This window comes from Neisseria sp. P0001.S005 (assembly GCF_051963715.1).
The window spans coordinates 1-11,288 of record NZ_JBQCTZ010000111.1; the positions used below are offsets into that span (position 1 = coordinate 1).

Annotated in this window: 7 protein-coding genes and 1 pseudogene; 5 read left to right on the plus strand and 3 right to left on the minus strand. The window is 50.6% G+C overall.

Annotation, left to right across the window (positions count from 1 at the left end; all coding sequences use genetic code 11):
* The 5 genes and pseudogenes from thyA to smc all read left to right on the plus strand — a co-directional run.
* A partial coding sequence (gene thyA, locus ACTHSP_RS12945) for a thymidylate synthase (RefSeq protein ID WP_440346226.1) occupies positions 1-393 on the plus strand: 393 nt, incomplete at its 5' end.
* 134 nt (positions 394-527) lie between these two features.
* Positions 528-902, plus strand: a pseudogene (locus tag ACTHSP_RS12950) (AAA family ATPase); the annotation flags it as partial.
* Positions 903-1,360: 458 nt separating this feature from the next.
* The gene (locus ACTHSP_RS12955) at positions 1,361-2,608 is read left to right on the plus strand and encodes a hypothetical protein (protein WP_440346227.1); all 1,248 of its coding nucleotides are present in this window, start codon (positions 1,361-1,363) and stop codon (positions 2,606-2,608) included.
* Positions 2,568-4,115: an autotransporter outer membrane beta-barrel domain-containing protein gene (locus tag ACTHSP_RS12960; RefSeq protein ID WP_440346228.1), complete on the plus strand. Its 1,548-nt coding sequence runs from the start codon at positions 2,568-2,570 to the stop codon at positions 4,113-4,115. Before ACTHSP_RS12955 ends, ACTHSP_RS12960 begins: the two co-directional genes overlap by 41 nt.
* 377 nt (positions 4,116-4,492) lie before the next feature.
* Positions 4,493-7,978 (plus strand): chromosome segregation protein SMC, encoded by a 3,486-nt coding sequence (gene smc / locus ACTHSP_RS12965; RefSeq protein WP_440346229.1) that lies wholly within the window; start codon positions 4,493-4,495, stop codon positions 7,976-7,978.
* 93 nt (positions 7,979-8,071) lie between these two features.
* Here smc and ACTHSP_RS12970 read toward each other — a convergent pair whose 3' ends face one another.
* The 3 genes from ACTHSP_RS12970 to pmbA all read right to left on the minus strand — a co-directional run.
* Entirely contained in the window at positions 8,072-8,581 is a 510-nt protein-coding gene (locus tag ACTHSP_RS12970; protein ID WP_313971112.1) for a cold shock domain-containing protein, read from the minus strand.
* A gap of 154 nt (positions 8,582-8,735) precedes the next feature.
* Entirely contained in the window at positions 8,736-9,905 is a 1,170-nt protein-coding gene (locus tag ACTHSP_RS12975; RefSeq protein ID WP_049350672.1) for a glycosyltransferase, read from the minus strand.
* An 87-nt stretch (positions 9,906-9,992) separates the two neighbouring features.
* Positions 9,993-11,288, minus strand: a 1,296-nt coding sequence (gene pmbA / locus ACTHSP_RS12980; RefSeq protein WP_440346230.1) for a metalloprotease PmbA, incomplete at its 5' end; no start/stop codon positions are given.

The window sequence follows — 11,288 nt, forward strand, 5'->3', positions numbered from 1 at the left end:
CCGGCTTTGGTCGACGAAATGGCCTTGCCGCCTTGCCACGCGCTGTTTCAGTTTTACGTTGCCAACGGCAAACTGTCCTGCCAGCTTTACCAACGCAGCGCCGATATTTTCCTTGGCGTACCGTTTAACATCGCCAGCTACGCATTGTTGACCATGATGATGGCGCAAGTATGCGGCTTGGAAGCAGGTGAGTTTATCCATACGTTTGGCGATGCGCATTTGTACAGCAACCATATCGAGCAGGCTCAACTGCAATTAAGCCGCGATTTCCGAAGCCTGCCGACCATGAAAATCAACCCTGAAGTCAAAGACTTATTTGCCTTCAAATTTGAAGACTTCGAGTTGGAAGGCTATGATCCGCATCCGCACATCAAAGCAGCCGTATCGGTGTAATTCAAATTAAAAATAAAAAGGCCGTCTGAAACTTCAGACGGCCTTTTTATTTGATTTGAGTTGTCAGATTTTCTCTCAACGGATAAGCGTATTTCCGTTAAAATACGCCTTCTTTTCCGATTCGAAACATTGCCATGCGCCTTACCCACATCAAACTCTCCGGCTTTAAATCTTTTACCGACCCGACCACGATTCATGTTCCGGGGTAGCTTGTTGCGGTTATCGGGCCGAACGGCTGCGGCAAGTCGAATGTGATTGACGCGGTGCGCTGGGTGTTGGGCGAGGCTTCGGCGAAGCAGCTTCGCGGCGAGAGTATGCAGGACGTGATTTTTAACGGTGCGGCGACGCGCCGTCCTGCGCCGAGGGCTTCGGTGGAGCTGGTGTTTGACAACAGCGACCACAGTTTGCAGGGGGCGTGGGGGCAGTATGCCGAGGTGAGCATCAAGCGGCAGCTGACGCGTCAGGGCGAATCGACTTATTTCATCAACAATCAGACCGTGCGCTGCCGCGTATAGAAACAAAGTAGTACAAAATTAATCAACAATAATATCATTGCTTTAAAACTTAGTTAAAATGAGGCAACGCTACGAATATCATAAGATTGTATAAATCTTTGAATTTTAAGTGAAGTGTAAGCAGTATATTTCCATAGAGTTTTCAAAGAAAGCAGGATTTGTTGTAGTTAAAGAATACTTCTAAAAACCACTGAAGATAATAAATGTACCGATAATCTAAAAAATCACACTGCTTGATAAATTGTTATAAACTTATTATGATAAACCAGTAGTTTGAAATAAAAATAGCAAAGCGATACGCTTTGGTATAGCACAAAGATTTATTATTAAGGTGGTAATCAATTTGCTGTGGATATTTCAGAGATCTTTCCCCTTAGGCTTACGGTAACGCAGTAATTTTTTATTTAAGTCGTATTTTTCACATTTGCCATCAATTTCTAAAGGAACAAAACATGCGTATTAAAAAAACTAGCTCGATTATGACAAAAAATAATAATCATCAATTGAGTACAGCATTAACTACTCTTACTTGTATGTTGGCAGGTATGTTTCCGATATATACCCAGGCAGCATCGATTTATGGATGTGATAGAAGCTTTTTTAGCAATGAAAATGCCGACGGTTGCTCTGTATCAGTGGGATTAGGTCAGAAAGTAGATGGCTCCGTTACTGGTGGCAGTGCCCACAAAGGCTCGGCTAATAATAATCGTGTCAATGTTGCACACAGCGCACATGTTTCGGGCGCTATTCGTGGTGGAAGCTCGACTAAAAAAGAAACTAATCATAATGAAGTGGTGATAGGAAATAATGTCCAAATTGGTACGGAAAAAGATAATGGATTTGTTTTGGGCGGTTCATCGAGCGAATCCAGTGCTATTTTCAATGCTGTGCGTATTGGAGCTAATGCAATAATAAATGGTTTTGTTGAAGGTGGTTCTGCTAGTGGCGTAAAGACAGATGAGGCCAGCCGCAAAAATATTGAAATAGATTCCTCCAGCAACAGTGTTCATATTGGAGATAATTCGGTTGTAACAGGAAGTGTCTCTGGCGGTTCGGATGGGATGCTATCTTCCTTCAACGAAGTCTTAATCGGTAACAATGTCAGGGTAGGTCCGAAACTTCCCGATGAAGAGTTGGTCCGTGGTGGAATTGTTACAGGCGGCAGCGCAGGACATCAAACTAATTATGTTCCTGTTGTCACTAACTCCAATGTTGTTCGTATCGGAGATGATTTTTATGCCGGACAAGTATTAGGTGGTAGTTCAGGCAAAGAGTCCAGTGTCATCCCTGATAATACAGAAAACGAAAACCGCGTGACTATCGGAGACCGTAGCAGAATATTTAATGTTGTTGCGGGTAGTGGCACAGAAAAAGCTATTGTAAACAAAAATGAACTCAGAATCGGTAAAGATGCAAATATTAATAGGATACGTGGCGGTGATGCTTGGAATGGCAGCAATGTTTCTGAAAATTTGGTAACGATAGGTGCAAACCTGACTGCTGATGAGGTTATAGGCGGTCAAGCTGGCTTGGAGAGCGAGGCAAACAACAATACTGTCATGCTCGGCCGTAATGCGATAGTGAGAGATAAGCTTGTTGGAGGGGTGGCAGTCACACGTGCAAATGGCAATAAAGTTCTGCTTAATAGAGATTTCAAGATTGCCAACCTCTCAGGAGGGGGGGGCAACAGAAGAAACTAATAATAATATCGTTACGCTTTTGGGCAGAGGCGAAGTTTCCGGTGTGCTCTATGGTGGTGTCAGCAGTAATAAAAGTGCCGGTAATACGTTAAATTTGGGTAACATCAACGAACCGATAGAAATGAACAGCATATCTGCTGGTAAAGTTGGATATTTCAATACCTACAATTTTTATCTGCCCAACAATACCCGTAATCAAGATATCGCATTGAAACTGTTAGGTATTGAAGGGGATTTTGATTCAGTTATAGATTTGGGTAATGCTACCGTTAACAGCTATGTGCCGGGAGATACTGCTTTGAAAGCAGGAGATATTGTACATTTGATACAGGTAGATCCCACCAGGGAAATCGCATGGAAAGGGCAAGGAAAGGTATATCAAGGCGTTACTCTGACTCATGATTTGGCAGATATTAGAGTGGATGATCAGTCAAAAAACCTAGATTTAGTATTCCAAAAAAATAACATTAAGGACAGCATAAACGTTCCAGCTAACAACAATGGCTCTGTGAATAATACTGGTACAGGGAATAAGAACAATGCCTCCAACAATACTGACACCACAATGCCATCTGCTAATGTAAACCCAAAAACTAAATCTTTGTTGCAAGGTCGTTTGGTTGCGCCAGCGTTGATTAATGGTGGTTCAGCTTACCTTTTGGAAGGCGGTTTGGAATCATTCTATCAAAATACCAATGTAGATAAAAACAAAGCAAATATCGGCTCTAACGGCTTTGCTAATGTCCGTGCTGATAACCGTGAAGTAACGACAGGCAGTCATGTAAAACTGAAAGGTATGACATTTGATGCAGGTTATGCATGGAATAAACCTTTAGGCTTGGGTAATCTAACATATGGTATCGCTGCTGAATACGGTTATACTCGTTATACATCACATTTGGACGACGGCACCAGAGGTAAAGGTAAGGCTTGGTACTTAGGTGCAAATACATTTGGGAATTATTTGTGGAACAATGGCTTGTATATGCAAGGCAGCCTTCGTGCCGGTCGTGTTTCAGGAGACTACCGCAGTAACGATTTCGTGCATGCTAATGGCAACCAGGTCAACTATGACAGCAAATCCAATTACATAGCGGGCCATATCGGTGCAGGTAAGATTTGGCAGCTAGGCAGTCTAAATTCATTAGACACTTATATTAAATACTTTGACTCCCATACATCTAGTGATAAAGCTAAGTTGAATTCAGGTGAAACATATCATTTTTCTTCAGTTCGTTCTCAAAGAGGCCGTATTGGTGTGCAATATAACCATCAGTTAGCCAAAACAAAATTGCATTTTGGTTTAGCTCATGAACGAGAATGGAATGGTCATGTACGTGCTCAATATCAAGGCTTATCCTTACCTAGTCCGACTATGAAAGGAGGGACCACTTTGGGTGAAGCAGGAGTAAATTACCAATTGGGCGGTAAACAATTGAATACGGCCTTGCAGGTTTACGGCGGTCGCCAACGAGGTGCAGGTCTTCATTTGGGCGTTAAATTCTGATTAACTCATGGAATTGATACTTATTTGAAACAATCTGCAACGGTTTCGTCAACGACGTTCTACGCAGATAATCTTCAAACTATATCTTTCCAGATGACATTAAAACCTGAATCCAGTGAAAACTGGACTCAGGTTTTTTCATTTTTGATTTTTAAATTTCCATCTTCATATCTCTCATCAATAAAATAAGAATATAATATTTATGCATTAAATAAACTCAAGATGCAAAAATCAAAATGCAAAGCGTACTAAGCATGCACTTCGTAAGCTAGAGCGTAATTTCGTTTTACAGGCATAATACTTCCATGATTGAATTGTCGGTTTCTTCTACTGTTTTAGTATAAAATCCCACTTTATTTTTTTCCCGTCCTTATCTCATGCGCCTTACCCACATCAAACTCTCCGGCTTCAAATCTTTTACCGACCCGACTGCGATTCATGTGCCGGGGCAGCTTGTTGCGGTCATCGGGCCGAACGGCTGCGGCAAGTCGAATGTGATTGACGCGGTGCGCTGGGTGTTGGGCGAGGCTTCGGCGAAGCAGCTTCGCGGCGAGAGTATGCAGGACGTGATTTTTAACGGTGCGGCGACGCGCCGTCCTGCGCCGAGGGCTTCGGTGGAGCTGGTGTTTGACAACAGCGACCACAGTTTGCAGGGGGCGTGGGGGCAGTATGCCGAGGTGAGCATCAAGCGACAGCTAACGCGTCAGGGAGAATCGACTTATTTCATCAACAATCAGACCGTGCGCCGCCGCGACATTACTGATTTGTTTCTGGGTACGGGCGTGGGCGCGCGCGGTTATGCCGTCATCGAGCAGGGGATGATTTCACGCATCATCGAAGCGCGGCCGGAGGAGTTGCGCGCCTATATCGAGGAGGCGGCGGGCGTGTCCAAATATAAGGAACGCCGTAAGGAGACGGAAGGCCGTCTGAAAGGCACACGCGAGCATTTACAGCGTTTGGGCGATTTGCAGAACGAGTTGGCGCGTCAGGTGGAAAAGCTCGAGAAACAGGCGGAAACCGCCGAACGCTACAAATCCCTGACCGCGCAGTTGAACCAGCAACAGGATTTGCTCGATTACGCCCAATGGCAGCAATCGCTTGCCGCTGCCGACAAAGCGACCGCGCAGCATCAGTCTTTGCAGGCGCAGCAGGACGAAACCGCCGCGCAGGTTCAGGCATTAAACGACGAAGTACACACCTTGCAGACCGCCGAACAGTCGCAACAGCAGGCGGTACATGAATTGAGCAACAAACGCGGTGTGTTGCGCGAGCAGATTGCCCGTTTGGAAGAACAAATCCGCCATCAGCAAAACCTGCACCAACGCATCGAACGCGACAAGCAGGCAGCGCAGGCGCAGTTGCAGCGCATCCATCAAGAACAGCAGCAAATCCGCGTCAAGCTGGAAGAAAACGAGTTGCAGGTTGAAGAAAAACAAACCGAGCTGGCGGAGTGGGCGATGCAGGTTGCCGAACACGAAGAGCGTCTGCCCGAATTGGAAGAAGCACAAGCTACGCTCAATGCTGCCTTCCAGACCCAGCAGGACGAGGCAAACCGTATCCGCCGTGAACTGGCGTTGAAGCAGCAGCAGCTTGCCCATGCCGAACAAACGATTGCCAAGCATGAAGAGCGCAAAGGCCGTCTGAAGCAGGAAAACCAAGCCCTGAACCTGCCCGATGAAGCCGAAACCGCTGCAGCGCAGGAAGCCGCCGCCTTGTTGCAAAGCCAGCAAGAACATTACGAAGAACAAATCATTGCCGCCGAAGAAGCCTTACACGCTGCACGTGAAGCGTTTCAGACGGCCTCAAACCGCTTCCAAAGCCTGAAGCAGCAACATATTACCTTGCAGGCGCAGCAGCAGGCGTTGTCGCAAATCCTGTCGCAGCAGCAGGAAGCTGCCGACTTCTGGCAGGTAACCGACCACGCCGCCGCGCCGCAGCTGTGGCAGCACATCACCGCGCCCGCCGAGTGGCAGCACGCCTTGTCCGTCATTCTTGCCGAACGCCTGCACGCCCGCGCCGTGCCGCACGGCTTCGTGCCGCCCGCGCCTTTGCCGCAGGGACAGGCAGCATGGCTTTCAGACGACCTCTCCGGCGGCATCAAAAAATCCCTGCCCGTACAGGCATTGCTGAACCAAATCCAAGCGCAGCCGCCGTTTCAGACGGCGTTGCACCACTGGCTCGACGGCGTATTGTGCGCGCCCGATTTGAGCTACGCCCTCGCTCATCAAAATGATTTGGGTGCACACCAAATCTGGCTCACGCCCGAAGGCCATCAGGTCGATAAAGTCAGCGTTCTGCTCTATGCCAAGCCCGCACAGGAAAGCCTGATTGCCCAAAAAGCCCGTCTCGACGGCATCGCGTCCGAACTGGAAAACCTCGCCCCCGAACTTTCCGCCGCCGAAGCCGCGTTCAAACAGGCGGAGGCCGCCGTGCGCTCGTCTGAAACTCAGCACAAAAACCTGATGCAGCAGCAACAGCAGCACACGCGCCAATACAGCCAAGCGCAGCAACGCGCCGCCGAACTTCTGGCGCGCACCAACCAAGGGCAAATCCGCCGCGAACACATCGCTCGCGAACTGGCGCAGTTGGCGGAAGAACAGACTGTATTGCAACACACGTCCGACGGGCTTTCAGACGACATCGTTACTTTGCAGGAAGCCGCCTCCGAACTCGAACACCAGCAGCAAACCACCGCGCACAGCCGCCAAGAGCAGCAAGGCCGTCTGAAACAGGCGCAGCTTGCCCTGTTGGAAGCCAACCGCCAATACGGGCTGGCCGAAGTTGCCGTCCACAAGCTCAACCAGCAAAAACAAAACTACCGGCAGCAAATCGCCCGGCTCGAACAGCAAACCCTGGACTGGCAGGAACGCCAGCAAGAGCTTGCCCTCGCCTATGAAACCGAGTTCAAAAACGACGAACAGCACATCAAGCTCGACGAGCTGACCGAAGCCGTGCACATGCTGGACGAAGAATACATCGCCGTGCAGGAAAAACTCGCGCAGATTCAGGAGCAGGGCAGGGAGCAATACGCCCGCGTACAAACCCTGCAAACCAAGCTGCCGCAGCTTCAGGCAGCCACCCAAACCGCCCTGTTGCAACAGCAGGAAGCCCTGATTAACGCCAAACGCTACCATCAAAACCTGACCGAACGCGCCGCCGATTTGGACGCGCTCGAAGCCTTGGCGAAAGAATCGCCGAAAGTATTGAACAGCAGCATCGGCAGCCTCACCCAGCAAATCGAAGCCCTCGGCGCCGTCAACCTAGCCGCCCTGCAAGAACTCGAAGAAGCGCGCGAACGCGACGGCTACTACCGCAGCCAAAGCGAAGACGTGCAGGCCGCCATCACCCTTTTGGAAGAAGCCATCGCCCAAATCGACGACAAAACCAAAGCGCGTTTCAAAGAAACCTTCGACGCCGTCAACGGAAAAGTCCAAACCTTCTTCCCCACCCTGTTCGGCGGCGGCGAAGCCACCCTCAAAATGATAGGCGACGACCTCCTGACCGCTGGCGTATCCATCATGGCGCGCCCGCCCGGCAAGAAAAACAGCACCATCCACCTCCTCTCCGGCGGCGAAAAAGCCCTCACCGCCATGAGCCTCGTGTTCGCCCTGTTCAGCCTCAACCCCGCCCCCTTCTGCCTTCTGGACGAAGTCGACGCCCCGCTGGACGACGCCAACACCTCGCGTTTCTGCAACCTGGTCAAAGAAATGTCGGCGCAAACCCAGTTCCTCTACATCTCCCACAACCGCCTGACCATGGAAATGGCAGAGCAGCTCGTCGGCGTAACCATGCAGGAAAAAGGCGTATCGCGCGTCGTCGCCGTGGACATCAAACGGGCGTTGGAAATGGCAGAGCCGAATTGAGATAAGAACAAAGGCCGTCTGAAAGAATGAGGAAGAAATCTATAATTTCATCTTCCCATTTTTTCAGACGGCCTTTTTGTATTGGATAAAGCGTTATTGTTTTGAAGTATTATCTTTGGCACGTTGAGGCTGTCCCGAGCGTTGGTTGCTGCGGTTGACGGCATCGCGCCATGCTTTGCGTTCGGCTTCGATTTTGGCGGCTACTTCGTGAACCATGGTTTCTTGTTTTTTAACGGCTGGCTCTTCCGGTGTGTTGTCGGAAAAGTGGAGGCCGTACCACAAGACGGCGAAAATGCTGCAGACGAAGATAACGGCAATCAGGCCGATGATGGCCTGTTTGCCGGCGAGGGGTTTTTCAGGGGGAGGGACGAGGACATCAAAGCAGTCGGCGCAATCGAGGGCGAAGCAGACGTTTTCGGCTTCTTTGCGGCCGCGTCGGCCTTCTGTGATGTTGAAGGAGATGTGTTGCCCTTCGGCCGGAAGGCGAGTAAGGGTGGTAAAGGCGGCAAGGGCAAGAAAGATTTCTTGGCCTGTGTCTTCTATGGTAGCGGCGCCGAAGCCGCGCTTGTTGTTCCAGCGAGTAATCGTTCCGTAATAGCGCATAATGTATGTGGGGATATTATTATAGGTAACAGTTTTTCTTTGGACTGATTTTAAATCAAAAAGTTTGGTTATTGTCTTAATTTTACACTAGATTTGTCTTGTTGGAAGCAGGCAGGCCGTCTGAAGGATTTCAGACGGCCTGTATGGTTTATGCCTACTTATTAAGCACTTTTTGGAAGGTATCGATCAGGTGTTGCGCAATGGCACGGCTGCCGAATTGTTGCAGGCAATCTTGGCGCAAACGGACGGGATCGTATTGTGCATGGTTTTCGTAGAGGGTGAGCAATGCTTTGGTCAGCTCCGGTATGTTTTCGATTGGTACCAGCAGGCCGTTGTCGGAAGTGACGATGGATTCGGGGCCGCCGCAGCGTGTGGCGATAACGGGCAAACCTTGCGACAGAGCTTCGATATAGACGACGCCGAAGGTCTCGGTACGGCTGGCGAGGACGAATGCGTTGCTGTGGTGCATGAGGTCTAAGGTTTGGTCGGTGGTCAATGCGCCGGTAAAGGTAACGGCGTGGTTGATGCACAAGTCGCTTGCCAGTTGTTTCAGACGGCCTTCTTCTGCGCCGCCGCCACCGATTTTGAGTTTGAGCTGCGGATGGGTTTTGAGTGCTTCGGCAAAAGCAGGTAGGAGCAGGTCGTGGCCTTTGAGGTGGCGCAGGTGGGAGACGCTGCAGAAGGTAAAGTCTTGATTGTTTTTTTCGGGGAACTCGAAATCCTGTTCAAAATTGCCGCCCAGCATATTGGGCAGGTATTGCCAGTCTGTACCGGCGTAGGTTTTTTCGAGAATACGGCAGAAATCACGGCTGACGGCGAACCGTGCCGCGCTGTGGCGCACGGCTTCGTGCATGGACGGCCATTGGTTTTTGCGGACAAGGCCGCGTGAAATGGCGCTGCTGTGTTCGGTAATCACATAGGGAATGCCGTATTTTTTGAAGATGGCGCAGGCCAAAATGCCGGCGTAGTTGACGCAGTGGGCGTGAATTACGTCGGGTTTGCCGTTGTCGGCGATATAGGCTTCAAAAGCTTTCATGCCTGCGTTGACCCAGCGGATGCGGTCGATATCGACAACCGGACAGCGCGGGAAGAAATACATGCTGTCGTAGGCGTAAGTGTTGAGTCCGCCTTGCTGATGGCGGCGCAGGCCGTAGAAGCGTGAGAAGATGGTTTTCGGCTGGCTTCTCAAGTAGCGGAACATGGGCACGACCATGCCGATTTTCATGCCTTCGCGTTGCAGGGCTTGGGCTTGGAGACGGAAAAAGATTCCGTCCACGTCGGTTTCGGAAGAAGGATACCAAGAGGGGATAACGACAATATGCATGATGTGTTTTTTATGGAAATAGATAACGGCGAGGCCGTCTGAAAAGAAAAGATATCTTTCAGACGGCCTTTTGTATATTTAGTTCAATCAGTTGCCGGCAACCGTCATTTTTGAAACCAAGATGGAGCCGATTTGGTTGGACGAACGGCGTAATGCGTCGTCTGCCACGCCGATGATGTCGCGGTACATGTCCTGCAAACGTCCGGCAATGGTGATTTCCTGAACCGGATAGGCAATGACGCCGTTTTCCACCCAAAAACCGGCCGCGCCGCGCGAGTAGTCGCCGGTAATGCCGTTGACGCCTTGTCCCATCAATTCGGTAACCAGCAAACCTGTTCCCATTTCTTTCAACAGGTCGGCCTGCGTGGCGTGGGTGTGGTTCAGATACAGATTGTGCGCGCCGCCGGCGTTGCCCGTTGTCTGCATACCGAGCTTTTTCGCGCTGTAACTGCTGAGGAAATAGCCTTCGACGATACCGTCTTTCACCACAAAACGTGGCTGCGTGGCCACGCCTTCGGCATCGAAATAAGTGCTGCGGAACGAGCGCAGGATATGCGGTTCTTCACGCAGGCTGAGAAACTCGGGCAGCACCTGTTTGCCGATGCTGTCAATCAGGAAGCTGCTTTGACGGTAAAGCGCGCCGCCGCTGAGTGCGCCGATAAGGTGGCCGATTAAACCGACGGCGACGGTGGTGTCAAACAGTACGGGATAGCTGCCGGTCGGAACACTGCGGCTGTTCAGACGGCGTAAAGTCCGTTCGGCCGCGGTTTTACCGATGAGTTCGGGCGCGTCCATGTCTTCGTGACGGCAGGAAGAATTGTACCAATAGTCGCGCTGCATGCCGTGTTCGTCGCTGGCGACCACGCTGCAAGAAATGCTGTGGTGCGTGCTTTGCTGGTGTGCGGCAAAGCCGTGGGTGTTGCCGTAGACGTATTGGTAATGGCCGGTATGAACCGATGCGCCTTCGGAATTTTCAATGCGTTCGTCCGTTGACAGCGCGGCCTGTTCGCATTGTTTGGCCAAATCAATGGCGGATTCGGTACTCAAATCCCATTCGTGGTAGCGGTCGAGGTCGCCGATGTGGGTTGCCATCAAGGCAGCATCGGCAAGGCCGGCGCAATCGTCTTCGGCGGTATAGCGTGCAATATCGATGGCGGCTTTAACCGTATCTTGCAGGGCGCGCTCGGAGAAGTCGGCAGTGCTGGCGCGGCCTTTGCGTTGGCCGACATAGACCGTAATGTCTAAAGATTTATCTTGTTGGAACTCGATTTGTTCGATTTCGCCCAAGCGCACGCTGACGCTTTGACCGAGCGACTCGCTGAAATCGGCTTCGGCCGAGGTGGCGCCGGATTGTTTGGCCAAATCCAGCGTGTGTCCGCACAA

Bases quoted from the DNA above. Each gene is read 5' to 3' on its own strand.
- ACTHSP_RS12970 (WP_313971112.1), bottom strand. From the start codon at position 8,581: ATGCGCTATTACGGAACGATTACTCGCTGGAACAACAAGCGCGGCTTC.
- ACTHSP_RS12975 (WP_049350672.1), bottom strand. From the start codon at position 9,905: ATGCATATTGTCGTTATCCCCTCTTGGTATCCTTCTTCCGAAACCGAC.
- ACTHSP_RS12955 (WP_440346227.1), top strand. From the start codon at position 1,361: ATGCGTATTAAAAAAACTAGCTCGATTATGACAAAAAATAATAATCAT.
- smc (WP_440346229.1), top strand. From the start codon at position 4,493: ATGCGCCTTACCCACATCAAACTCTCCGGCTTCAAATCTTTTACCGAC.